Here is a 21,254-nt window from a genome sequence, read left to right on the forward strand (position 1 = left end):
CCGGTGTCAGGGGCGCAGCCCCGCGCGCCGCACCGCCCGCAGGGCGCGCCTGCGGCGCAGGCCCGTCAAGTGGTCGAGGTACAGGCCACCGTCCAGGTGGTCGCACTCGTGCTGCAGGCAGCGCGCGAAGAACCCGGTGCCCCGTACCGTCACCGGGGTGCCGTCCATGCGGAAGCCCTCCACCACGGCCTCGTCGTGGCGGGGCGTGCCGGCCTCGACGCCCGGCACGGACAGGCAGCCCTCCGGGCCGCGCAGCACCGGTCCGTCGGTGGCGACCAGGGTGGGGTTGACGAGGTGGCCCAGGTGCCGGACGTCCTCGTCGTCCGGGCAGTCGTAGACGAAGACCCGCAAGGGCACACCGACCTGGTTGGCGGCCAGGCCCACACCGTTCGCCGCGTACATGGTGGCGAACATGTCCTCCACGAGCCGTGCGAGGTCCGTACCGAAGTCGGTGACGGGTTCGCAGGGCGCAACGAGAGCCGCGTCCCCGAGCAGCCTCATGGGCCGCACTCGTCCTGAACTGCCGGGAATCGTGGCTCTTCGCATGGCCCTAAGGGTACGTTCCGGGGGCAGCGGGTTCGGGCCCCGGTCCGGATCTCGATAGGCTGATCCCCGACCGTTGCCTCCTGGCCGGCGATGACGAGCGCAAGGGGGGCGTTCCACCGGCTGACCAGGGAAGCGGCGCGGCGCCGGATGCAAGGAAGGATCTAGGACGATGGCAGGCAACTCGGGGCCGCTGTCGCCGCGGGCCAAGCTGGCCGTGACGGCGGGCAAGGCGGCTGCGGCGGTGTCGCGGGCCGCGGGCCGCGGCAGCGGGTCGGTGATCGGCGGCAAGGTCGCGCTGAAGCTCGACCCTGATCTGCTGGCCCGGCTGGCGACCCACCTGGACGTGGTCCTGGTCTCGGCCACCAATGGCAAGACGACCACGACCCGGCTGATCGCCGAGGCGCTGCGGGCCAGCGGCCCGGTGGTGTCGAACGCGCTGGGCGCGAACATGCCCGCGGGCATCACCTCCGCCCTCGCAGGCGGCTCGGACGCCCGCTACGGCGTGATCGAGGTGGACGAGAAGTACCTGGCGGGCGTCGCGCGCGACGTGGCGCCGAAGGCGATAGCGCTGCTGAACCTCTCCCGCGACCAGCTCGACCGTGCGGCGGAGACCCGCATGCTCGCCGAGAAGTGGCGCGAGGGCCTGGCCGGCACCAAGGCCGTGATCATCGCGAACGCCGATGACCCGCTGGTGGTGTGGGCCGCCTCCTCCTCGTCGAACGTGGTGTGGGTCGCGGCCGGCCAGGAGTGGAAGGACGACGCGTGGTCCTGTCCGTCCTGCGGCGGTGTGATGCAGCGCCCGGGCGACGACTGGTTCTGCGGCGAGTGCGGCTTCCGCCGGCCGACGCCGAGCTGGGCCCTGTCGGGCGACTACGTGCTCGACCCGCACGGCTCCGCGTGGCCGATCCACCTGCAGCTGCCGGGCCGGGCCAACAAGGCCAACGCCACCACCTCGGCCGCCGTGGCCGCGACCTTCGGCGTGCCGCCGCAGGTGGCGCTGGAGCGGATGTACCAGGTGCAGGCGGTGGCCGGCCGGTACGACGTGGTGCAGTTCCTCGGCCGTGACGTGCGGCTGCTGCTGGCGAAGAACCCGGCCGGCTGGCTGGAGACCTTCTCGCTGATCGACGGGCCGCCGGCGCCGGTGATCCTGTCGGTGAACGCCCGCGGCGCGGACGGCACCGACACCTCCTGGCTGTGGGACGTGGACTACACCCGCCTCGCCGGCCACCCGATCATGGTCATCGGCGACCGCAAGCTGGACCTGGCGGTGCGGCTGGAGGTCGCGGGCGTGGACTTCCGGGTCTGCGAGAGCATGGACGAGGCGGTGCAGATGGCCCCGCCCGGCAGGATCGAGGTCATCGCGAACTACACCGCCTTCCAGGACATCCGCCGCCGCGTCGGCAACTGACCCGCGACAGCGCTTCATAGGGATTGTGAGCATGAGCCAGAACAGTCTGCGTGTGGTGTGGGTCTACCCCGACCTGCTCAGCACCTACGGTGACCAGGGCAACGTCCTGGTCCTGGAGCGGCGGGCGCACCAGCGCCGCCTGGACGTCCAGCGGGTCGACGTGCGCTCCGACCAGCAGATCCCCACCTCCGGGGACATCTACCTGATCGGCGGCGGCGAGGACCGCCCGCAGCGGCTCGCGGCCGAGCGGCTGCGCCGCGACGGCGGTCTGAACCGGGCCGTGGCCAACGGCGCGATCGTCTTCTCGGTGTGCGCCGGCTACCAGATCCTCGGCCACGAGTTCATCAACGACCTCGGCCAGCGGGAGCAGGGCCTGGGCCTGCTGGACGTGATCAGCACCCGTGGCGAGGGCGAGCGCTGCGTCGGCGACGTGCTGGCGGACATCGACCCGCAGCTCGGCCTGCCGCCGCTGACCGGCTTCGAGAACCACCAGGGCGTCACCCACCTGGGCCCCACGGCCCGCCCGTTCGCCCGGGTCCGCCTCGGCAAGGGCAACGGCACCGGTGACGGCACCGAGGGCGCGTTCAACGACACCGTCTTCGGCACCTACATGCACGGGCCGGTGATGGCCCGCAACCCGCACATCGCGGACCTGCTGATCAAGCTGGCGCTGGACGTCAACGCGCTGCCGCCGGTCGACGACCGCTGGTACGAGGCGCTGCGCGCCGAGCGCATCGCCGCCGCGACACAGCCGGCGTAGGGCCTACGGCCCGTAGGGGGCGCGAGGCAGCGTTCGATCTGCGGCTGCCGCCGCGTGGGCGCGATCGGCCACCGACGGCCTGCAGCTGAAGCACCGCCTTCATCTGCGGCACGTCGTGGCTTGTCGCGCAGTTCCCCGCGCCCCCTACGGGGCACTGCACGCGCGCTCGCAGCGTTCCACGACAATCCGCCGGACAGGCCATAGGGTGGCGGGGACCGCGCCCGGCGGCGGGCCGGCCGCGCAAGGCCCGCCCTGTGTGAGGTGACCCTGTCGTGCGCATCGGTGTGCTCACCTCCGGCGGCGACTGCCCCGGCCTCAACGCCGTCCTGCGGTCCGTCGTCCACCACGCGGTCTGCGACCACGGCGACGAGGTCGTGGGCCTGCACGACGGCTGGCACGGCCTGCTCGAAGGCGATCACCGCCTGCTCGACCCCGCGGCCGTCGCCGGTGCCCTGGGCACCGGCGGTACGCTGCTGGGCTCCTCCCGCATCGCCCTCGCCGAGCTGCCCGGGGGTGTGGAGCTCGCCCGCGAGCGGGCGGCGGCCCTCGGCCTGGACGTGATCATCGCCATCGGCGGCGCCGGCACCCTCGATGCCGCCCATCTGCTGGCCCGGGCCGGGCTGCCCGCGGTCGGCGTCCCGCGCACCGTCGACGACGGCATCGCCGCGACCGACGCGGCCTTCGGCTTCGACACCGCCGTGGCGGTGGCGGCGCACGCCCTGGACCGGCTGCGGATGCAGGCGGCATCGCGGCAGCTCGTCGTCGTCGCCGAGGTGGCGGGCCGGCGTACGGGCTGGGTGGCGCTGCAGACCGGGCTGGCCACCGGGGCGGATGTGATCGCCGTGCCCGAGCGCCCCTTCTCCGTCCACGCCCTGACCGAAGCAGCCGGCCGCAGTCTGGCCGCGGGGAGGCGCTGCACCGTCGCGGTGGTCGCCGAGGGCGCCACCGCCCACGACGCCCTGCCGGACGCCCCCGGCCCGGGCGTCGCCGAGCTGCTGGCCGCCGAGCTGCAGCAGCGCCTGGGGGTCGGCGTCCACCCCGTGCCCCTGGGCCCGGCCCAGCGCGGCGGCGCGCCCACCGCGTACGACCGGGTGTTGGCCAGCCGCTTCGGCCGGTACGCCGTGGAGACCGCCCGGAGGCGGGCCGGCGCACCCTTGGCGGTCATGACCGCGCTGCGCGGCGAGGCGCTCGTCCCGGTGCCCCTGACCTCGGCGCCCGGGCACCGGCCGGTGCCGCCGGAACGCTATGCCGAGGTCGGGTGCGTGCTGTGAGAAGGGCGCCTCTACGCTTGTCCCGGCGCATCGGTGCGAAATGGGAGAGAGCGGATGGATCACAGCGGGCACGGCATGATGCACATGGACATGCCGCCGTTCACGCTGGGACGGGGTCTGCAGTTCAGTAGCGAACCGTTCTTCATGATCGGCTGCCTGCTGGCACTGGGCCTCTACGGCTGGGCCGTGGTGCGGCTGCGCCGGCGCGGCGACGCCTGGCCGTGGGGTCGCGTCGTGGCCTTCGTCACCGGCGTGCTGACCGTGGCGCTGGTGATGTGCACCAAGCTGAACGACTACGGCATGGTCATGTTCAGCGTGCACATGGTGCAGCACATGGTGATCAGCATGCTCTCCCCCATCCTGCTCCTGCTCGGCGCGCCCGTGACGCTGACCCTGCGCGCGCTCCCGGCCGCCGGCCGCGGGCGCAAGGGCCCCCGCGAATGGCTCGTCGCCCTGCTGCACAGCCGCTACATGCGCATCATCACGCACCCGGCGTTCACGATCCCGTTGTTCATCGCGAGCCTGTACGCGCTGTACTTCACCCCGCTGTTCGACTTCCTCATGGGAAGCCGGGCGGGCCACATCGCGATGATGGTGCACTTCCTCGCCGTCGGCCTGGTGTTCTTCTGGCCGATCATGGGCGTGGACCCCGGCCCGCACCGTCCGGGGTACGTGATGCGGATGCTGGAGCTGTTCGCCGGCATGCCCTTCCACGCGTTCTTCGGCATCGCGCTGATGATGGCCTCGGAACCGATGATCGGCACGTACATGCACCCGGCGGCCTCACTGGGCATCGACGCGCTGGAGGACCAGAAGGCGGGCGGCGGCATCGCCTGGGCCTTCAGCGAGATCCCGTCGGTGGTCGTGCTGCTCGCACTCGTCTTCCAGTGGTACCGCTCCGAGCAGCGGCAGGCCCGGCGCAGCGACCGCGCCGCCGACCGCAACGGCGACAAGGAGCTGGCGGCCTACAACGCCTACCTGGCCTCGCTCAACGCCCGGGGGCAGTGAAGGCGGCCGACGGCGGTATGGCCCGCGGACCGCGGCCGGGAGACCATGGTCTCCTGGCCGCGGTCCGCGTTTTCGGTGCACGAGCTGCTCGCGCCGGACCGCCGACTTGGGAGGTGCGGCGATGTCCGGATCGGCGAAGACGATGGCGTGGCTGACCATGGGCGCCCTGGTGCTGGTGACCGCCTATTCGGTGGCCCTGGGCGGCAACGGCTGGCTGTGGTTCATCTGGTCCGTGCTGGGGCTGGCGACGATAGGCACGGTGGCGGCCCGCGGGGCGTGAGACGGCCGGCGCATCACGACCCGGACCAGCGGGTCAGAACCGGAAGACGGGCCCGGTCGCGGCCTCGAGCGCGCACAGGCCCGGGAAGGTCCGCCGCCAGGCGATGGGCAGCCCGTGCCAGTCGCCCCGGGCGGTCGCCTCGACGGGGTCCTCCTCCCGGGTGCACACCCGCTCCGCGTCCCCGAGCAGCGCCTCCGGCTGCCCGCCGGCCAGGGCCAGGCTCTCGCAGGCCTCCGCCGCGTGCGGATGGTGGCCGCCGGGGCCGGGGCAGACCAGGCGTACGCCGCGGATCCAGGTGCCGTGCGCCCCGGAGATCGTCAGCAGGTACCGCCCGTCGCTCGCGTCCTCCCGGTCGGTGGCGTGGGCCTGGCCCAGGGGCCAGGTGAGCAGGGCGGTGGCGGCGGCCGCGACCGCGGCGGCGGGGCGGGGGGACGTACGTGGGGACATGGGGGCGTGCCTTCCGGGCGCTGGTGTGCCGGCCAGGCCACCGCGCCCGGGCCGGGCCCGCCAAGGGGCCGCACCGCGCCCGCACTCGTGTGGGGGACGCCGGCCACCCGGTCGGGCGAGGTCCGGGCCGCCGGGAACGACCGCCGGAAAACGTGTCGCCCCGGGCCGTCCGGGCCCGTACTGTCCTCGCTTGTCATTGATCATTCAACGGGGAGGACCGGGAAACACATGAGTGCCCGGCTGCGCGAGGTCGCGCGGACCACGGAACGGATCGTCGCCGAAGGCGGCTACACCACGCCCGGCGGCCGCTGGGCGGACATCGCCGAGGACGTCCGGCGGGCCCGCGAGGGGACGCGGCTGTACGGGCCGGAGCCGGTGCCCGTACCGCAGGCGGGGCCGGCACATCCGACGGTCTTCGAGGTGACCGCCGAGGGCAGTCTGGACGCCGCCCGCCGGCTGGCGGCCGACGGCCCGGTCGCCGTCCTCAACTTCGCCTCCGCCCGCAACCCCGGCGGCGGCTACCTCAACGGTGCGCAGGCGCAGGAGGAGGCCGTCTGCCGCGGGTCGGCGCTGTACGCGTGCCTGCTGCAGGCTCCCGCGTACTACGCCGCCCACCGCGCGGACCCCAGCCCCTTCTACAGCCATCGCGTCATCCACTCCCCCGGCGTCCCCGTCTTCCGCGACGACCGCGGCGAGCTGCTCGAAGAGCCGTACACGGCCGGCTTCCTGACCTCGCCCGCGCCCAACGCGGGCGTGATCGCCCGGCGTACGCCCGAGCAGGCCGAGCTGATCCCGGCCGCGCTCGCCGAGCGTGCGGCACGGGTGCTGCAGGTCGCGGCGGCGCACGGGTACGGGCGTCTGGTGCTCGGCGCGTGGGGCTGCGGCGTCTTCCGCAACGACCCGGCACAGGTGGCGGCGGCCTTCGCCGGCCATCTGAAGGGCACGGGGCGTTTCGCGGGCCGCTTCGAGCACGTCGTCTTCGCGGTCCTGGACCGGCAGCCGCACTCCGCGAACAGGGCGGCCTTCGCCCGCGCCTTCGCCGGGTGAGCGGCGGGGCGCCGGCGGGCTACTCCTCGATCGCCCCGCCGACCGTACGCAGGTGCTCGCGGAAGGTGAGGCCGGGGTCGGCCGCGCGGGCGGCGAGGTAGGCGTCGAAGCCCACCTGGCGGCGCAGCGGGACGCCCTCCCTGATCCTCGCGGCCTGCCGCCGCTCGGCGTCGCGGATCGCCTCCGCGGCGGCGAGCACCTCCTCGGCCCGCTCGCCCGGCACGAAGACCACGCCGTCGTCGTCACCGAACACCAGGTCCGCGGGGTCCACGGTCCACTCCCCCACGACCGCCGAGCCCAGGGCCTCGGGCGGCCGGGCGTCCAGGCGCAGCGGCCCGGCGGGCAGCGCGCCCAGGCTGAACACCGGCAGGCCGATGGCGCGGATGTCGGCGGTGTCCCGGTGCAGCCCCCACACCACGACGCCGGCCAGTCCGGCGGCCGCGGCCTCCAGCACCGCGAGGTCGCCGATGCACGCCTCGTCCGTGCGGCCGTCGTTGTCGACGACCAGCACGTCCCCGGGTGCGGCCTGTTCGACGGCCTCCAGGAAGACGTCCACACTGCCCGCGTGCCGCGCGGGCAGCACCCGCCCGGCGAGCCGCGTCCCCTCCACGACGGGCCGCATGCCCGCCGGTGCGCACCGCACGGGCACGCCGGTGCGCACACAGCCGTCGGCGATGTGAGCGGTGGTCAGTTCGGTGCGATCCATTGCCTGCCTCCTTGGTGGCGAACGGGAGTTTACGATCGCCACATGGTCAAGCACCCCGCGAACGCGTCGCATTCCTCTTCGTCGTTGTCCCTGTGGTCGCGGGATTCGCTCCTGTCGATCGGTTCGGTGGGCTCGGTCCTGTCGATCGGCTCGGTCGGCTCGGTGCTGTCCGTCGGCTCGGTGGGCAGTGCCCTCTCCCTGGGCTCGATCGGCTCGGCCCTGTCCGTCGCCTCGACCGGCTCCTGGCTGAGCACCGGCTCCGTGCTGTCCGCCCAGTCGCGGTGGTCGGTGCTCTCCTGGCGCTCCCGCCGCGGTGTCCTGGCCGCGGGCGTGGTGGCGGCGGTGGCCTGCGCCGCCCTGGCGACGAGCCGCCGGCCGGCCACCCGCCCGTAGGCGCTCAGAGGTCGAGGGCGTGCCCTGTCGTCACGTCGACATGGGCGGGGATCGCGTCGTGGCGGTCGCCGACCGTCGCCGTCCCGGTGGGCTCGAACATGAGGATGGCGGCGCCGGAGGGCGCATACGGCTTGTGCTCCATGCCACGCAGGACGGTGAAGACCGCGCCCTGGGCGAGCACGACCGTGCGCTCCCCTGCGGGCTCGCGGAGAGAGAGGTGCAGTTCGCCGTCGAGTACCAGGAAGAACTCGTCGGTGTCGTCGTGGGCGTGCCAGACGTGTTCGCCGTCGACCTTGGCAATGCGGACGTCGTAGTCGTTGACGCGCGTGACGATGCGGGGGCTCCACAGGTCGTCGAAGGAGGCCAGAGCCGTGCCGAGGGCGATGGGTTCGCTGTTCATGGACTCATCCTTGCGCCCGCTCCCACTCGGCGGGAGTGCTAGGAATTGCATATGGCGCAAGAATCCTCGCACGCAGTCCGCAGCACCGGTCCGCACCGCGTCGTCGTGATCGTGGACGAGAACTCCAACCCCTTCGAGCTCGGTTGCGCGACCGAGATCTTCGGCCTGCGCCGACCCGAGGTCGGCCGTGATCTCTACGCGTTCACGCTCTGCTCGCCCGCCCCCCGCACGCTGATGCGGGACGGATTCTTCACGCTCACGGGCGTCGCGGACCTGGCGGCGGCCGACGCGGCGGACACCTTGATCGTGCCCAACCGGCCCGACGTCGAGGTGCCCCGCCGCCCGGCCGTGCTCGATGCCGTCCGGCGGGCCCACGCGCGGGGCGCGCGCCTGGTCGGTTTCTGCAGCGGCGCGTTCACCCTGGCGGAGGCGGGGGTCCTCGACGGGCGCCGGGCCACCGCGCACTGGCAGTGGGCGGACGCCTTCCGGGCCCGCTTCCCTTCCGTACGGCTCGAACCGGATGTGCTGTTCGTGGACGACGGCGACATCCTCACCGCCGCGGGGAGTGCCGCCGCGCTCGACCTGGGGCTGCACCTCGTCCGCCGCGACCACGGCGCGGAGATCGCGGGCGCCGTCAGCCGGCGGCTGGTCTTCGCCGCCCACCGCGACGGCGGCCAGCGACAGTTCATCGAGCGGCCCGTGCCCGAGGTGCCGGACGAGTCCCTGGCACCCGTGCTGGCCTGGGCCCAGGAGCGGCTGGACGCGTCCCTCACCGTCCCGGAGCTCGCGGCCCGGGCCGCGGTCAGTCCGGCGACCTTGCACCGTCGTTTCCGGGCGCAGCTGGGCACCACACCCCTGGCGTGGCTCACGGGGGAACGCGTCGCCCTGGCCTGCCGGCTCATCGAGCGGGGGGAGTCGCGCCTGGAGGTGGTCGCGCGCCGCGCCGGACTGGGCACCGCCGCCAACCTGCGTGCGCTCATGCGCCGTGAGACCGGCCTGAATCCCTCGGCGTACAGGCGCCGGTTCGGACCGGAGGCGGACTGACGACCGGAAGACCGGTTCCGGTCGTTCCATGGGCCTGGAGTGGCCGATGAGGAGCTGGATCCGACAGGGTCGGTCTCTCTTTTGACGGACATCTTCCGGACAGTGTCGTCATGAGTATTCCGGGCCGCGAATCGCTTGGATGGTGGGGGAAGGGCGCGATATCAGGCCACCGTCACATCGATCCATCAGAGGACCTCATGGACAGCATGCCCTGCGCCGTACGGACGGCGCCCCGCCCCGGCCCGGGGCCGGTGCGATGACCGGCGACCGCCGGAGCCGGCTCGAGGACGGCCGCCTGCCCCTGGACTTCCAGGCCTTCTACCTGGGCGTCGAGGAGATGTACCACTCCTACGCCACGGAGATCCTCGGGAACCGCGAGGATGCCGAGGAGGCCGTGCACGAGGCGTTCTGCCTGATCCGCGACGAGTGGGCGGACCTGCTCTGCAGCAGCAACGTCGAGGAGGGCGCCTGGTCCGTCCTGCGGCTGGCCACGATGCGCCGGCTGCGCAGCGGCAGCGGGCGGCCGGCGTTCGTGGCCAAGGGGGCGTTCGCCCGGGCCATGGACGCCGCCGGGGACCAGCTGGCGGTGTTGGAGGAGAGCATCGGCCTGTACGCGGCGATAGCCGAGCTGCCGAGCCGGCAGTTCGACGTCATCGTGCTGCAGTACGTCATCGGCTACCCCGTCACCCGGACCGCCTGGCTCCTCGGACTGGACGAACGGACCGTCGACTACCACGGCCGCAAGGGCAAGGAGTACTTGCGCCAGCAGCTCGGCATTCCGGAAGTGACGCGTATCAAGGAGGTCAGGAAGTGACCGGGCGGGGTGCGGGCATCGAGGAGCTGCTGGCGCAGGCGGCGGTTCCCACGGCGTCGGGTGCCGGCTTCGATGCGGCTGCGGCCGTGCACCGGCTGGCGGCCGAGGCGAGCGCGCCGGGGCACCGCCGGCAGTTGCGCGACTGGCAGGCCCGCGAGGCGCGCAAGGCACAGATCGCCCTGGACTGGATCTGCCAGTGGTCGCTCACGGACGCACAGGAGCAGCTGCGCCGCTTCGCCGAAGGCGGCCAGGGCCTGGAGCCGGAAGGGCCGTTCGTCTTCGGGTGCCTGCTGCACCGGCTGGGCTACGGCAAGAGCGCCCAGTTCTGGTGGCGGCTGGCGGCCGGGGCGGACCACCGGGGTGCGGCCTACTGCCTGCACCTGCACCACCTCCAGCTCGACGTCGCCTACGGGGCGAGCTCCCACTGGTACGAGCGGTACGCGGCACTGCCGTCCCGGGCCGGCAGCGGCTCCGACGGGGTGGCCCAGTACGAACTGCTGGCCGCGGCGTCCCGCCACCGGCACCGGCGCCTTCCGCCCGGTGACGGGGTCTGCAGGCAGATCGAGGACGAGGTGCACCGTCTCGCTGCCGAGACGATGAAGAGCTGCGGTGTCGTGGGCCGGCCCGGGCGGCGCTTCGCGGACGTACTGGCGACGGCGGACCGCGAAAAGACGCGCCGCCCCGGCCCGTGAGGGGCCGGGGCGGCGTTGTCACACCAGGTGCTGGTCCGCGGCATTACGCCTTGGGGGGCTCCGGGGTGGCGTGCGGGGTGCAGGTGACGTCGCTGCCGCCGGTGAGCTTGCCGGTGAGCAGGTAGGCGTCGACGCGGTCGTTGATGCACGGGTTCTTCAAGCCCGTGACACCGTGCGAGCCGGCGCCCTTCTCCGTGATCATCTGCGAGCCGCGGAAGCGCTTGTGCAGCTCGACCCCACCCGCGTACGGGGTGGCGGCGTCACGGTCGGACTGGACGATCAGGGTCTGCGGCAGGCCCTTGTGGGTCGTCACCTCGACCGGGTTGTACTGCGGGCCCTTCCACGTGGCACACGGCAGGTTCATCCAGGCGTTGGCCCAGGTCATGAAGGGTGCCTGCTGGTGGATGCGGGTGTTGTCGCGGTCCCACTTGCGCCAGCTGGTGGGCCACTTGGCGTCGGCGCACTCGACGGCGGTGTAGACGGCGTTGCTGTTCTCGGAGGCGATGTTGCCGGCCTTGTCGTCGAGGTTCGGACCGGCCGCCTCGACGAGCGCCTTCTCGTCGCCCGCACGGTACTTCGCCCAGGTCTGCGCGACCGGGACCCACGAGGAGTCGTAGTACGCCGCGCCCTGGAAGTAGTTGATCAGCTCGGCCGGGCCGACGAGACCGCCGATGGGCTCCTTCTTGGCGGCGGCGCGGAGCTTCTCCCACTCCTGCTGGACCTTGGCCTGCGTGGTGCCGAGGTGGAAGACGGAGTCGTGCTGGGCGACCCAGTTCTCCCAGTCCTTGAAGCGACCCTCGAAGGCGATGTCCTGCTCGAGGTTGGCCTGGTACCAGATGTTGTCGCGCGCCGGGTTGACGACGCTGTCGACGATCATGCGGCGGACGTGGTCCGGGAAGAGCGTGCCGTAGACCGCACCGAGGTAGGTGCCGTAGGAGACGCCCAGGTAGTTGAGCTTCTTGTCACCGAGGGCGGCACGGACCACGTCGACGTCGCGCGCGGTGTTGGCCGTGGTCATGTACGGCAGCTTGTCGCCGCTGCGCTCGGCGCAGCCGTCCGCGTACTCCTTGGCCAGCTTGCGCTGGGCGCGCTTGTCGGCCTCGCTGCCCGGCACCGGGTCGGCCTTGGGCGCCTTGACGAACGCCTGGGGGTCGACGCAGGAGATCGGGGCCGAGTGGCCGACGCCGCGGGGGTCGAAACCGACGAAGTCGTACGCCTTGGCGATGTTGGTGTACAGCGGGTTCTTGGTCGTGACCTTCTTCGGGAAGCGAAGGCCGGAACCGCCGGGACCGCCCGGGTTGTAGACGAGGGAGCCCTGGCGCTCGCTCGCGGTGCCGGTGGACTTCGCCCGGTCAACGGCGATCTTGATGGTGCGGCCGTTGGGGCGCGCATAGTCGACGGGCACGGTGACGAAGCCGCACTGGATGGGCTTGTCCAGGCCCCAGTCGGCCGGGCAGTCCTGCCAGCTGATGCCGGCCTTGGCGGCACGGTCGGCGGCGATCTTCGCGCCACGCGCCTCGGCGGCACCACCCGGCACGGACTGGGCGGCACCGGCCGGCGCCGCGGTCAGGAAGCCGGCGACGAGTGCGCCCGCCACCACGGTGCCGGCCGCACCGGCTATCGCGTTCGGTCTCAAAGTAGGAATCCCCCTGCAGAGTGCGCCGCCCGGGGCGGCGATGATCACACGATGTGCAGGGGGGAATCCTTTCGCCTCCCCTGCCACAAAGGACAGACCGGAAGGGCGTTCTTTACTAATCCGTAAAGGAGAGAACACATGAGCCGCTGTACGGGCGGCTGTTACCCGCGGTCGCCGGCCTGCTATCCCCCTACTGCCCCCTTTTACGGCCGGATTACGGCATTGATAGTGGTTGCCGCCGAATCGAGTGCCCTGCGCACGCCCAGGGCGTCCGGCGCCACCGCGCTGACCAGGGCGGCCGGCCCCGCGAGCGGGACGAGCACGGCCCCCGGGCCCAGCACCCGCGGCTGCACCGGGTGGTCGGCGAAGGCCGGATCGACGACGAGGAGTTGGCCGGCCGCCCGGTTGCCGTCGAGCACCGCCGGCCCGTCCCAGCCGGGGACCCCCGGCCCGTAGCGCAGTTCCTGGTCGTACAGCGGGCGCCCGGCGCGGTGCACGGTCAGCCGGGTGGCCAGCCGGCCCGTGGGCTCGCCGGCCCGCCCGAGCACCTGCTCCTCGCGCAGCACCAGGCGGGCGCCGGCGGCGAGTTCGACGCGGGTGGTCTGCCGCAGGTCGCTGCCGCGGGCGCAGATCAGCGGCTCGGGCAGCCAGTGCAGCACCGCTCCCTCCCCCACGCCCAGCCGGGTGTCGTACGTGGCAGCAGCGCCCGAGCGACCCGGCAGGGCGACCGTCGCGGCCGCGGTGGTGAAGGTCAGCCCGGCGCCGTCGGCGACGTCGGCGCTCAGGGCGAGCGCGTCCCCGCCCAGGGGTGCGCTCATGGCGCCGACCAGGCAGACCCGCGCGCGGGCCCCGTCGTCCGGCCGGAGCCGGCGCAGGGCGAGGGGGCCCTCGCCCCGCAGGACGGGCAGGGCCACCCCGCCCCGGCCGTCGGGCACGGCGGCGATGCGGGCGCTCGCGCGCAGGGCGGACGGGTTTGTATGCGGGGCTCCGCCGGGCCCGACGGCGGTCCCGGGCCCGGCCGCGGGCTCGGGCGCAACGGCGGCGGGGTGCTCGGCCGTGGGGGCGGGCGCGGCCGACGCGGGGGGCGTCATACCGCCGCCGGCGCGGCCGTCCAGGCCGCCAGGCGCTCGCGCACCCACTGCCGTACCGGCGCCACGCCGTCCTCCGCCGCCAGCGAGGTGAACACGACCGGCAGGCCGCCGCGCTGGGCCACCGCGTCGCGCGCCATGCGCTCCAGGTCGGCGCCGACGTACGGGGCGAGGTCGGTCTTGTTGACCACCAGCAGGTCGGCGGTGGTCACCCCGGGGCCGCCCTTGCGGGGGATGTCGTCGCCCCCGGCGACGTCGATGACGAACATCTGGGCGTCGACCAGGCCCTTGGAGAACGTCGCGGTGAGGTTGTCGCCGCCGGACTCGACCAGGACGAGGTCGAGCGGGCCGACGGCCTCCTCCAGCTCCTCGACCGCTTCGAGGTTGGCGGAGATGTCGTCGCGGATCGCGGTGTGCGGGCAGGCGCCGGTCTCCACCGCCGTGATCCGCTCCGGCGGCAGGACGGCGTTGCGCAGCAGGAACTCGGCGTCCTCCCGCGTGTAGATGTCGTTGGTGACCACGGCGAGGGACAGCTCCTCGCGCAGGGCCCGGCACAGCGCGGCGACCGTCGCGGTCTTGCCGGAGCCGACGGGACCGCCCAGCCCGATGCGCAGGGCACGCCGGGTGCCGTCGGGCCGCAGGGCGGGGGTGGCGCTGCAGGTGTGGCGGTGGGGGAAGACTTCGGGGTGGTCGAGGTGCATGGTCTCGTCTCTCCGGGGGGTCGGGTCAGGTCGTGAAGAGGCGCACGGGCCAGGCGGCGTGCTCCTCGGCGGTGATCTCCAGCAGTGGTGCCGACGCGGCGGGCAGCGCCTCGGTGCCCTCGGCCGCGACGCGCGCGGCGGCCTTGGTGGCCGCGGCCGCGACCTCGTCGAGCTCCGGCGCGAGGCGGGCCAGGACGGCGGTGGCGGCGAACGGGTCCAGACCGAGGAGCCGTACGACCGCGGTGGCCGGGCCGCTCACGCACTCGTACGCGGCGGCGTGGGCGGCGTCCGGCGGGCCCAGCCCGGCGGCGCGGGCGGCGAGGCCGAGCACGACGGGCTGGTGGGCGCCGCGCGGGCGGGCCGCGGCCAGGGCCTCCAGCTCGGGCGAGGGCCAGGCCGCGCGGGCCGCGCGCAGCAGCTGCCGGCCGAGCCGGCGGGCGGCGGCGCGCAGGGCGGGCGAGGGCGTGCGGGCGTCGGCGGCCTCGTCCAGGGCGAGGGGGTCGGCGCCGGCCGCCGCGGCGGCGGCCAGGGCGGCAGCGGTCAGGCCGGTGGTGTGCAGGCGGCCGCGGCAGAAGTCCTCCAGCGTGGGGGCGTCGACGATGCGGCCGGCCTTGACGGCGGCCTCGGCGCCGCCGGAGTGGGCGTGGCCGCCGGCGGGGAAGCGGCCGTCGGCGAGCACGAGGAGGGCTGCGCGGACCGCCCTCGGGGCATCCACGGTGGTCATCAGAACAGGAAGTAACGCTGGGCCATGGGCAGTTCCGTCGCCGGAGCCGGCTCGACGGGGGCGCCGTCGATCGTCACCGTGAACGTGTCCGGGTCCACCTCCACCCGCGGCAGTGCGTCGTTGTTGCGCATGTCGGCCTTGGTCACGCCGCGTGTGCTGCGGATGGGCACGAAGCGCTTGCCGAGGTCGAGGCGTTCGGGGAGGCCGTCGTCGAGGGCCCACTGGGTGACGAAGTTCAGGGAGTTGGCTGCCGGGGCGCGGCCGAGGGCGCCGTACATCGGGCGGGAGAGGACGGGCTGCGGCGTGGGGATGGAGGCGTTGGCGTCGCCCATCTGCGCGTACGCGATCTGGCCGCCCTTGAGGACGAGGCGGGGCCGGACGCCGAAGAACGCCGGGTCCCACAGCACGAGGTCGGCGAGCTTGCCGCTCTCGATCGAGCCGAGTTCGTGGTCCAGGCCCTGGGCGACGGCGGGGTTGATGGTGTATTTGGCGACGTAGCGCCGGGCGCGCCGGTTGTCGGCCGGTCCGTCCCCGGGGAGCGCCCCGCGCCGCTTCTTCATCACGTGTGCCGTCTGCCAGGTGCGCAGCACGACCTCGCCGATGCGGCCCATGGCCTGGGAGTCGGAGGAGATGATGGAGATGGCCCCCAGGTCGTGGAGGATGTCCTCGGCCGCGATGGTGCCGGGTCTGATGCGGGATTCGGCGAAGGCGAGGTCCTCGGGCACGGCCGGGTTGAGGTGGTGGCAGACCATCAGCATGTCGAGGTGTTCGTCGACGGTGTTGACGGTGTGCGGCCGGGTGGGGTTGGTGGAGCTGGGCAGGACGTTGGCCTGCGAGACGACGGTGATGATGTCGGGGGCGTGCCCGCCGCCCGCGCCCTCGGTGTGGTAGGCGTGGATCGAGCGGCCGGCGATGGCGGCGAGGGTGTCGCCGACGAAGCCGGCCTCGTTGAGGGTGTCGGTGTGGATGGCGAGCTGGGCGCCGCTCTCCTCGCAGATCCGCAGGCAGGCGTCGATGACGGCCGGGGTGGCGCCCCAGTCCTCGTGGATCTTGAAGCCGACGGCGCCGGCGCGCAGTTGGGCGCGCATCGCGTCGTACGAGACGGTGTTGCCCTTGCCGAGCAGGCCGATGTTGACGGGGTGGGCCTCCAGGGCCTCGAACATCCGGGCGAGGTGCCAGGCGCCGGGGGTGACGGTGGTGGCCTTGCTGCCCTCGGCGGGGCCGGTGCCGCCGCCGACGAGGGTGGTGATGCCCGCGGCGAGGGCCTCGTCGGCGAGCTGGGGACAGATGAAGTGGACGTGGGCGTCGACGGCGCCGGCCGTCAGGATGCTGCCGTTGCCGGCGATGACCTCGGTCTCCGGGCCGATGACGAGGTCGGGGTGGACGCCGTCCATGGTGTCGGGGTTGCCGGCCTTGCCGATGCCGGTGATGCGGCCGTCGCGGATGCCGACGTCCGCCTTGACCACGCCCCAGTGGTCGAGGACGACCGCGCCGGTGACGACGGTGTCGGGGGCGCCGTCGGCGCGGGTGGTGCGGGACTGGCCCATGGACTCGCGGATGACCTTGCCGCCGCCGAAGACCGCCTCGTCGCCGGCGCGGCCGGGGCCGCCGCAGCGGTCCTCCTCGATCTCCACGAGCAGGTCGGTGTCGGCGAGCCGGATGCGGTCGCCGGTGGTGGGGCCGTACAGGCCGGCGTACGCGGCCCGGGTGAGCTCAGGCATCCAGCGGTCCCCCGCACTCGCCGCGCAGTCCTTCGACGATGCGCTTGCCGGCGATGGGGACGAGCCGCACCTCGACGGGGATGCCGGGTTCGAAGCGCACGGCGGTGCCCGCGGGGATGTCCAGGCGCCGGCCGCGGGCGGCCGCGCGGTCGAAGCGCAGACCCGGGTTGGCCTCGGCGAAGTGGTAGTGGGAGCCGACCTGGACGGGCCGGTCGGCGGCGTTGAGCACGGTGACGGTGGTGCGGTGCAGGCCCTCGTTGAGCCGGACGGTGCCGGCGGCGTGCAGGATCTCTCCGGGTATCACGTGGTTCCGCCTCCCCGTCACGCGATGGGCTCGTGGACGGTCACGAGCTTGGTGCCGTCGGGGAAGGTGGCCTCGACCTGCACGTCGTGGATCATCTCCGGCACGCCGTCCATGACGTCGGCGCGGGTGAGGACGGCGCGCCCGGAGGCCATCAGCTCGGTGACCGTGCGGCCGTCCCGGGCACCTTCGAGGACGTGGGCGGTGATCAGGGCGATCGCTTCGGGGTGGTTCAGCCGCAGGCCCCGGGCCCTGCGCCGCTCGGCGACATCGGCGGCGACGTGGACGAGGAGCTTGTCCATCTCGTGCGGGGATAGTTGCATGCGCCCACCTCAGCACAGGGTTGACCAGGGCTTCTGCGGCCCGTGGCCGGTGCACGCAGATTAAGGCGCAAGCTTTTCCAACGCGTTAACAGGTCAGACCCGTTCTTTGCGTGCGCATGACGAGCCTGCTCAGCGGCCCGAATCCGCGCCGCCCGGGTCGCGATGCTCGGCGGCGATGCCGAAGCGCCTGCGTTCGCCCGCGGTGGAGGAGGACGCCGGGCGCAGTGCCGCCACCGTGCTGATCACCTGCTCGCCCTCCGCCTGCGCCGCGGCCTCCGGCTGCTCCAGTCGCTGCAGGTCGGCAGCGGAGACGAGGGCCACCAGCGGCTTGCCGTGGCGGGTGACGACGACCCGCTCGCCGCCGTAGACCACGCGGTTGATCAGGTCCGCCAGCTCGGCTCGGGCTTGCGTCACGGGAATTTCATAGGCCATGCTCCCATTCTAACTGGACGTACGTCCTGTACATTTTTTACAGAAACCGAGAGGGAGCGCCGTCATGGACACCGCCATCCGGGACCTGAACCCGTACGAGAAGCTGTTCGCGGAACGCCTGATCGTCCTCGGCGCGCCGGTCGACGACGCGGCGGCCCAGGACGTGATCGCCCAGTTGATGCACCTGGAGCACGCGGCGCCCGGCCGGGACATCGGGCTCTACCTCAACTCGCCCGGCGGCTCCCCCGGGGCCATGAGCGCCATCCGCGACACCATGCGCTACGTCGAGTGCGACATCGAGACCGTCTGCCTGGGCCAGGCCTGCGGCCCCGCCGCCGTGCTGCTGGCGGCCGGCACCCGCGGCAAGCGGCTGATGCTGCCGCACGCGCGGGCCGTGCTGCGCCAGCCCGCCCTGCCCGAGCCGGTGCGCGGGCAGACCGCGGACCTGGCCCTGTGGGCGGCGGAACTGCTGCGCGTGCGCGACGAGATGGTGACGGCGCTGGCCGGGGACACCGGGCAGGACACCGAGCGGATCCGCCGGGACCTCGAGCGCGACACCGTGCTGGACGCCGAGGCCGCCGTCGCCTACGGCCTGGCCGACGCCGTGGTCACCGACCGCCGCTCGCAGCAGGCCTGGGCCGGGACGACGAGGTGAGCGGCGTGCCGTACGACGACGAGTTCCGCGACGACTCCCGGGACGCGGCGCACCGGTGGCCGCCTCCGCTGCCCCCGCTGCCCGCCCTGACGCGCGCGGAGGGCGAGTTGGTCGACCGCTATCTGGAAGTACTGGATCAGCTCGGCAGGATCAACCCGGCCCGGGCACACGACACGTACAGCGGGCTACGAGCCGCGCAGAGGCTCGTGGTCGCGGCCACCGCGCTGCGCGATGCGCTCACCGCGATGCACGAACGCGGTGAACGCGAGGTGTACGGGAGGACTTTGACGCGGGCGATGCGGGTCCTGGACGGTGAACGACGGGCCCGGCGGGTGATGTTGCCTCCGGAGGCGGCGAACTGAGGAGCGGAAACATTCTTCCCCCGATCTCCTCCAGACGCCGGAGGCGATCGTAGACGGAGCGCGGTGATCTCCTCGGGCAGCGCGCCGGGCCGCCGCCCGGGGAGATCGCTCCGGCGCAGGTGGCGGCCTCACCAGGGATGATCAGTGAGTACCAAATCCCGCTGCGTCCACCTGAATTGCCCGAAGGTGACGAGGCTCACATAACAGGGGATCCCCTCGGTTTCCCCGGCCCGGCTGCGCCAAGATCCCTGCGACGACAAGACCCCGCCACCACGGCGGGGCGGTCCGGGCGGACGCCGAACCCTGCCGCCGCCCGGGCGCGGGTCGACATGGGTGCACTCGGCAGGGATGGAGGACCCGAGCACGACGGGACGGCCGGAGCCGGGCACCACCGGACCGCCCCTTGGGGTGAAGCCGCCGTGCGCGGCCGGGCATTCTTCGCCTGCCCGAACCCGACAGGTCATCCTTCACAGGCGGCTGACGAAGGGTGAGAGCATGGGCGTGCACAGGCGTCCCTCGAAGCTGTCCCGGGCCCGGGCCGCGGCGGTTCCCGTCTCGGCGCTGACCCTCGCGGCCGTGAGCGCCTCGGTGCTGGCACCGGGCGCGGCCGGAAAGGCCGAAGCGGCAACCGTCTCCGTCCAAGCCCTGTTGGTCGCGGCCTCGAAGGCCGGCTCCCCCTACCAGTGGGGAGCCACCGGCCCGTACCGCTTCGACTGCTCGGGGCTGACGCAGTACTCGTTCAAGCGGGTCGGCAAACAGCTGCCGCGCACCGCACAGGAGCAGTTCAACCGCACCCGCCACATCCCCGCCGCCACCCGCGAGCGGGGCGACCTGGTCTTCTTCCACGGCCGGGGCGGGGTCTACCACGTGGGCATCTACGCCGGTGACAACCTCATCTGGCACGCCCCCAAGACCGGTTCGGTCGTCCGCATGGAGCGCATCTGGACCAGGAGCGTCTCCTACGGCCGCGTCAACGGCTGACGCACCGCGCGTCCGGCTGCCGTCAGCTCATCGGACCGGGCCACGGCAGCCGGACCCACACCGTCTTGCCCCCGTCCGCCGTCGGGGCGATGTGGAAGCCGCCGCCCTGTTCGGCGGCGAGGCAGCGCACGATGAGCAGGCCCCGGCCGTTGTCCTGCGAGGCGGCCGCGGGCAGGCGCCGGGGGTGGCGCGGGTAGCTGTCGCCGACCCCGATGCGCAGGCACTCGTCGCGGTCGAGGCGCAGCTCCACGGTGAAGGAGGGCGAGTACCCCCGGGTGTGCAGCACGGCGTTGGTGGCCAGCTCGGAGACGATCAGGCGGATGACGTCGGCGGCCTCGGTGCCCTGGGGCAGACCCCACTCGGCGAGCAGGTGCGCGATGCGGCGGCGGGCCACGGCGACCGAGGCCGGGACGCTCGGCAGGGTGACGGTTGCTTCCTGGTGGTCTGCCATGGCGCTGCACCTTTCCCGACGCGTCCGTGCAGCGTGCCACTGATAACGGCCCTGATGGGTGGGTTCCACCGGATTATGGATATATCTGTCGCTCGAAGCGGTGAACTCTGCGAACCGCGACCGCATTTGGCCGCCGCATTGGTTTATTGACTCTCATCACCTCTGAGGAGAGCTGATGCGGTACGAACCTGCGGTGCGCCGCCGCAAACTCGGCGCGGAACTGCGCCGTCAGCGCGAGCTGACCGGCATGACCAGCCGGGAGGCCGCCTGCGCGCTGGGCTGGCACCAGTCGAAAGTGAGCAGGATCGAGACGGGCAGCAGTGGCGCGAAGCCCTCGGACGTCGCCCGGCTGCTGGACGTCTACAGCGTCTCGGACCCCGAGCTCAGGGAGATGCTCGGCGCGCTGTGCGGGGCGCCGGCGCCGGACGGGAGCAGGAAACGCTCCCCGGGCCGGCGCGGCTGGTGGTACGCCTACCGGGAGCTGCTGCCCGCGGCGTACCTCGACTTCATCCGCCTGGAGTCGGAGGCCTCCTGCGCCCGTACGCTGGAGACCACGGTGGTGCCCGGCCTGCTGCAGACGCCGGCGTACGCCCGGGCCGTGACCCGCGCGGCGCTCGGCGACCCGCCGGAGGATCTGGTCGAGGAGCTGGTCAGGGTACGGATGGCCCGCCAGTCGGTCCTCGCCGGCGAGCGCCCGCTGCAGCTGTGCGCGGTCCTGGACGAGGCGGCGCTGCGGCACGAGGTGGGCGGCCGCGCGGTGATGGACGGGCAGCTGCGTCACCTCGTCCGCCAGGGCGGTCTGCCGCACGTGCGGCTGCACGTGCTGCCGTTCAGCCGGGGAAGTCATATCGGCATCACGGGGCCTTTCGTCATCTTCTCGTTTGCGCGCATCGCCGATCTGGACGTGGTTGTCCTCGACCATTTGACGAGTAGCCTCCACTTGGAGCGGCGAGAGGACCTCCGGGCGTACGCCGCGGCCTTCGCCTCGCTGCGGGAAAAGGCCCTGCCGCACGAGGAGTCCCTCGCCTACATCACCGCAGTCGCCGACGGCACGTAAGGAGGC

Annotated in this window: 27 protein-coding genes; 14 read left to right on the forward strand and 13 right to left on the reverse strand. The window is 73.2% G+C overall.

Annotated features, from left to right (window positions below; all coding sequences use genetic code 11):
- Positions 1-6 precede the first annotated feature (6 nt).
- The gene (gene def, locus AB0K17_RS18180) at positions 7-546 is read right to left on the reverse strand and encodes a peptide deformylase (protein ID WP_365983539.1); all 540 of its coding nucleotides are present in this window, start codon (positions 544-546) and stop codon (positions 7-9) included.
- Positions 547-715: 169 nt separating this feature from the next.
- On the opposite strand from def, the gene AB0K17_RS18185 reads away from it, so the two are divergent.
- The 5 genes from AB0K17_RS18185 to AB0K17_RS18205 all read left to right on the forward strand — a co-directional run bounded on the left by AB0K17_RS18185 (position 716) and on the right by AB0K17_RS18205 (position 5,273).
- Positions 716-1,954, forward strand: coding sequence for a MurT ligase domain-containing protein (locus tag AB0K17_RS18185; protein WP_365965793.1), 1,239 nt, complete (start codon positions 716-718; stop codon positions 1,952-1,954).
- A 31-nt stretch (positions 1,955-1,985) separates the two neighbouring features.
- On the forward strand, positions 1,986-2,714 hold the full coding sequence (locus AB0K17_RS18190) for a glutamine amidotransferase (RefSeq protein WP_365965794.1): 729 nt from the start codon (positions 1,986-1,988) through the stop codon (positions 2,712-2,714).
- A gap of 272 nt (positions 2,715-2,986) precedes the next feature.
- A complete protein-coding gene (locus tag AB0K17_RS18195; protein ID WP_365983540.1) occupies positions 2,987-3,985 on the forward strand; it encodes an ATP-dependent 6-phosphofructokinase in 999 nt (332 codons plus the stop codon).
- A gap of 54 nt (positions 3,986-4,039) precedes the next feature.
- Positions 4,040-4,993 (forward strand): cytochrome c oxidase assembly protein, encoded by a 954-nt coding sequence (locus AB0K17_RS18200; RefSeq protein ID WP_365983541.1) that lies wholly within the window; start codon positions 4,040-4,042, stop codon positions 4,991-4,993.
- Positions 4,994-5,114: 121 nt separating this feature from the next.
- Complete coding sequence (locus AB0K17_RS18205) at positions 5,115-5,273, forward strand: hypothetical protein (protein ID WP_365965797.1); 159 nt, start codon at positions 5,115-5,117, stop codon at positions 5,271-5,273.
- Positions 5,274-5,306: 33 nt separating this feature from the next.
- Here the strand turns inward: AB0K17_RS18205 and AB0K17_RS18210 are convergent, their stop codons facing one another.
- The gene (locus AB0K17_RS18210) at positions 5,307-5,720 is read right to left on the reverse strand and encodes an SSI family serine proteinase inhibitor (RefSeq protein ID WP_365965798.1); all 414 of its coding nucleotides are present in this window, start codon (positions 5,718-5,720) and stop codon (positions 5,307-5,309) included.
- Between the two features lie 228 nt (positions 5,721-5,948).
- Here AB0K17_RS18210 and AB0K17_RS18215 point away from each other — a divergent pair, with 228 nt between their 5' ends.
- Entirely contained in the window at positions 5,949-6,767 is an 819-nt protein-coding gene (locus tag AB0K17_RS18215; protein ID WP_365983542.1) for a TIGR02452 family protein, read from the forward strand.
- A gap of 19 nt (positions 6,768-6,786) precedes the next feature.
- Here AB0K17_RS18215 and AB0K17_RS18220 read toward each other — a convergent pair whose 3' ends face one another.
- Positions 6,787-7,473: an RraA family protein gene (locus tag AB0K17_RS18220; RefSeq protein ID WP_365983543.1), complete on the reverse strand. Its 687-nt coding sequence runs from the start codon at positions 7,471-7,473 to the stop codon at positions 6,787-6,789.
- Between the two features lie 42 nt (positions 7,474-7,515).
- Between AB0K17_RS18220 and AB0K17_RS18225 the strand changes: the two genes are divergently transcribed.
- On the forward strand, positions 7,516-7,866 hold the full coding sequence (locus AB0K17_RS18225; RefSeq protein WP_365983544.1) for a hypothetical protein: 351 nt from the start codon (positions 7,516-7,518) through the stop codon (positions 7,864-7,866).
- A 4-nt stretch (positions 7,867-7,870) separates the two neighbouring features.
- On the opposite strand, the gene AB0K17_RS18230 is transcribed toward AB0K17_RS18225, so the two are convergent.
- Positions 7,871-8,266 (reverse strand): cupin domain-containing protein, encoded by a 396-nt coding sequence (locus AB0K17_RS18230; protein ID WP_365965802.1) that lies wholly within the window; start codon positions 8,264-8,266, stop codon positions 7,871-7,873.
- Between the two features lie 51 nt (positions 8,267-8,317).
- On the opposite strand from AB0K17_RS18230, the gene AB0K17_RS18235 reads away from it, so the two are divergent.
- The 3 genes from AB0K17_RS18235 (at position 8,318) to AB0K17_RS18245 (ending at position 10,816) form a co-directional block, all read left to right on the forward strand.
- Positions 8,318-9,310, forward strand: coding sequence for a helix-turn-helix domain-containing protein (locus tag AB0K17_RS18235; protein ID WP_365965803.1), 993 nt, complete (start codon positions 8,318-8,320; stop codon positions 9,308-9,310).
- 256 nt (positions 9,311-9,566) lie between these two features.
- A complete protein-coding gene (locus AB0K17_RS18240; RefSeq protein ID WP_365965804.1) occupies positions 9,567-10,124 on the forward strand; it encodes a sigma-70 family RNA polymerase sigma factor in 558 nt (185 codons plus the stop codon).
- A complete protein-coding gene (locus AB0K17_RS18245; RefSeq protein WP_365965805.1) occupies positions 10,121-10,816 on the forward strand; it encodes a hypothetical protein in 696 nt (231 codons plus the stop codon). The genes AB0K17_RS18240 and AB0K17_RS18245 overlap by 4 nt, the downstream gene beginning before the upstream one ends.
- Before the next feature lie 43 nt (positions 10,817-10,859).
- Here AB0K17_RS18245 and AB0K17_RS18250 read toward each other — a convergent pair whose 3' ends face one another.
- The 8 genes from AB0K17_RS18250 to AB0K17_RS18285 all read right to left on the reverse strand — a co-directional run bounded on the left by AB0K17_RS18250 (position 10,860) and on the right by AB0K17_RS18285 (position 17,742).
- Entirely contained in the window at positions 10,860-12,452 is a 1,593-nt protein-coding gene (locus AB0K17_RS18250) for an alpha/beta hydrolase (RefSeq protein ID WP_365983545.1), read from the reverse strand.
- A gap of 203 nt (positions 12,453-12,655) precedes the next feature.
- A complete protein-coding gene (locus tag AB0K17_RS18255; RefSeq protein ID WP_365983546.1) occupies positions 12,656-13,543 on the reverse strand; it encodes an urease accessory protein UreD in 888 nt (295 codons plus the stop codon).
- Complete coding sequence (gene ureG / locus AB0K17_RS18260; RefSeq protein WP_365965808.1) at positions 13,540-14,241, reverse strand: urease accessory protein UreG; 702 nt, start codon at positions 14,239-14,241, stop codon at positions 13,540-13,542. Before ureG ends, AB0K17_RS18255 begins: the two co-directional genes overlap by 4 nt.
- A 25-nt stretch (positions 14,242-14,266) precedes the next feature.
- On the reverse strand, positions 14,267-14,965 hold the full coding sequence (locus tag AB0K17_RS18265; RefSeq protein ID WP_365965809.1) for an urease accessory UreF family protein: 699 nt from the start codon (positions 14,963-14,965) through the stop codon (positions 14,267-14,269).
- The gene (locus AB0K17_RS18270; RefSeq protein WP_365983547.1) at positions 14,965-16,686 is read right to left on the reverse strand and encodes an urease subunit alpha; all 1,722 of its coding nucleotides are present in this window, start codon (positions 16,684-16,686) and stop codon (positions 14,965-14,967) included. The genes AB0K17_RS18265 and AB0K17_RS18270 overlap by 1 nt, the downstream gene beginning before the upstream one ends.
- Entirely contained in the window at positions 16,679-16,990 is a 312-nt protein-coding gene (locus AB0K17_RS18275; protein WP_365965811.1) for an urease subunit beta, read from the reverse strand. Before AB0K17_RS18275 ends, AB0K17_RS18270 begins: the two co-directional genes overlap by 8 nt.
- 17 nt (positions 16,991-17,007) lie before the next feature.
- The gene (locus tag AB0K17_RS18280) at positions 17,008-17,310 is read right to left on the reverse strand and encodes an urease subunit gamma (RefSeq protein ID WP_365965812.1); all 303 of its coding nucleotides are present in this window, start codon (positions 17,308-17,310) and stop codon (positions 17,008-17,010) included.
- 129 nt (positions 17,311-17,439) lie between these two features.
- On the reverse strand, positions 17,440-17,742 hold the full coding sequence (locus AB0K17_RS18285) for a type II toxin-antitoxin system Phd/YefM family antitoxin (protein WP_365965813.1): 303 nt from the start codon (positions 17,740-17,742) through the stop codon (positions 17,440-17,442).
- A gap of 64 nt (positions 17,743-17,806) precedes the next feature.
- On the opposite strand from AB0K17_RS18285, the gene AB0K17_RS18290 reads away from it, so the two are divergent.
- From AB0K17_RS18290 to AB0K17_RS18300, 3 genes are all read left to right on the forward strand, one after another.
- The gene (locus AB0K17_RS18290; RefSeq protein ID WP_365965814.1) at positions 17,807-18,397 is read left to right on the forward strand and encodes an ATP-dependent Clp protease proteolytic subunit; all 591 of its coding nucleotides are present in this window, start codon (positions 17,807-17,809) and stop codon (positions 18,395-18,397) included.
- Between the two features lie 5 nt (positions 18,398-18,402).
- Positions 18,403-18,759, forward strand: coding sequence for a hypothetical protein (locus tag AB0K17_RS18295; RefSeq protein ID WP_365965815.1), 357 nt, complete (start codon positions 18,403-18,405; stop codon positions 18,757-18,759).
- A gap of 495 nt (positions 18,760-19,254) precedes the next feature.
- Positions 19,255-19,740, forward strand: a complete 486-nt coding sequence (locus AB0K17_RS18300) for a C40 family peptidase (RefSeq protein ID WP_365965816.1) — start codon at positions 19,255-19,257, stop codon at positions 19,738-19,740.
- A gap of 22 nt (positions 19,741-19,762) precedes the next feature.
- Here the strand turns inward: AB0K17_RS18300 and AB0K17_RS18305 are convergent, their stop codons facing one another.
- Positions 19,763-20,191, reverse strand: a complete 429-nt coding sequence (locus AB0K17_RS18305; RefSeq protein ID WP_365965817.1) for an ATP-binding protein — start codon at positions 20,189-20,191, stop codon at positions 19,763-19,765.
- A 175-nt stretch (positions 20,192-20,366) separates the two neighbouring features.
- On the opposite strand from AB0K17_RS18305, the gene AB0K17_RS18310 reads away from it, so the two are divergent.
- Positions 20,367-21,248 carry a helix-turn-helix transcriptional regulator gene (locus tag AB0K17_RS18310; RefSeq protein WP_365965818.1) on the forward strand — a complete coding sequence of 294 codons (882 nt, stop codon included), beginning with the start codon at positions 20,367-20,369 and terminating at the stop codon, positions 21,246-21,248.
- The last annotated feature ends 6 nt before the right edge of the window (positions 21,249-21,254 follow it).

Origin of the sequence: Streptomyces sp. NPDC049585 (assembly GCF_040675615.1) — a bacterium.
In the GTDB taxonomy this organism is placed as follows: Bacteria; Actinomycetota; Actinomycetes; order Streptomycetales; family Streptomycetaceae; genus Streptomyces; species Streptomyces luteosporeus.

Excerpts from the sequence above, each read along its gene's own strand:
- AB0K17_RS18265 (WP_365965809.1), bottom strand. The coding sequence starts at position 14,965 with ATGACCACCGTGGATGCCCCGAGGGCGGTCCGCGCAGCCCTCCTCGTG.
- AB0K17_RS18300 (WP_365965816.1), top strand. The coding sequence starts at position 19,255 with ATGGGCGTGCACAGGCGTCCCTCGAAGCTGTCCCGGGCCCGGGCCGCG.
- AB0K17_RS18215 (WP_365983542.1), top strand. The coding sequence starts at position 5,949 with ATGAGTGCCCGGCTGCGCGAGGTCGCGCGGACCACGGAACGGATCGTC.
- AB0K17_RS18210 (WP_365965798.1), bottom strand. The coding sequence starts at position 5,720 with ATGTCCCCACGTACGTCCCCCCGCCCCGCCGCCGCGGTCGCGGCCGCC.
- ureG (WP_365965808.1), bottom strand. The coding sequence starts at position 14,241 with ATGCACCTCGACCACCCCGAAGTCTTCCCCCACCGCCACACCTGCAGC.
- AB0K17_RS18310 (WP_365965818.1), top strand. The coding sequence starts at position 20,367 with ATGCGGTACGAACCTGCGGTGCGCCGCCGCAAACTCGGCGCGGAACTG.
- AB0K17_RS18225 (WP_365983544.1), top strand. The coding sequence starts at position 7,516 with ATGGTCAAGCACCCCGCGAACGCGTCGCATTCCTCTTCGTCGTTGTCC.
- AB0K17_RS18190 (WP_365965794.1), top strand. The coding sequence starts at position 1,986 with ATGAGCCAGAACAGTCTGCGTGTGGTGTGGGTCTACCCCGACCTGCTC.
- AB0K17_RS18305 (WP_365965817.1), bottom strand. The coding sequence starts at position 20,191 with ATGGCAGACCACCAGGAAGCAACCGTCACCCTGCCGAGCGTCCCGGCC.
- AB0K17_RS18235 (WP_365965803.1), top strand. The coding sequence starts at position 8,318 with ATGGCGCAAGAATCCTCGCACGCAGTCCGCAGCACCGGTCCGCACCGC.
- def (WP_365983539.1), bottom strand. The coding sequence starts at position 546 with ATGCGAAGAGCCACGATTCCCGGCAGTTCAGGACGAGTGCGGCCCATG.
- AB0K17_RS18185 (WP_365965793.1), top strand. The coding sequence starts at position 716 with ATGGCAGGCAACTCGGGGCCGCTGTCGCCGCGGGCCAAGCTGGCCGTG.
- AB0K17_RS18220 (WP_365983543.1), bottom strand. The coding sequence starts at position 7,473 with ATGGATCGCACCGAACTGACCACCGCTCACATCGCCGACGGCTGTGTG.
- AB0K17_RS18270 (WP_365983547.1), bottom strand. The coding sequence starts at position 16,686 with ATGCCTGAGCTCACCCGGGCCGCGTACGCCGGCCTGTACGGCCCCACC.
- AB0K17_RS18205 (WP_365965797.1), top strand. The coding sequence starts at position 5,115 with ATGTCCGGATCGGCGAAGACGATGGCGTGGCTGACCATGGGCGCCCTG.
- AB0K17_RS18285 (WP_365965813.1), bottom strand. The coding sequence starts at position 17,742 with ATGGCCTATGAAATTCCCGTGACGCAAGCCCGAGCCGAGCTGGCGGAC.
- AB0K17_RS18280 (WP_365965812.1), bottom strand. The coding sequence starts at position 17,310 with ATGCAACTATCCCCGCACGAGATGGACAAGCTCCTCGTCCACGTCGCC.
- AB0K17_RS18255 (WP_365983546.1), bottom strand. The coding sequence starts at position 13,543 with ATGACGCCCCCCGCGTCGGCCGCGCCCGCCCCCACGGCCGAGCACCCC.
- AB0K17_RS18230 (WP_365965802.1), bottom strand. The coding sequence starts at position 8,266 with ATGAACAGCGAACCCATCGCCCTCGGCACGGCTCTGGCCTCCTTCGAC.
- AB0K17_RS18200 (WP_365983541.1), top strand. The coding sequence starts at position 4,040 with ATGGATCACAGCGGGCACGGCATGATGCACATGGACATGCCGCCGTTC.
- AB0K17_RS18290 (WP_365965814.1), top strand. The coding sequence starts at position 17,807 with ATGGACACCGCCATCCGGGACCTGAACCCGTACGAGAAGCTGTTCGCG.
- AB0K17_RS18240 (WP_365965804.1), top strand. The coding sequence starts at position 9,567 with ATGACCGGCGACCGCCGGAGCCGGCTCGAGGACGGCCGCCTGCCCCTG.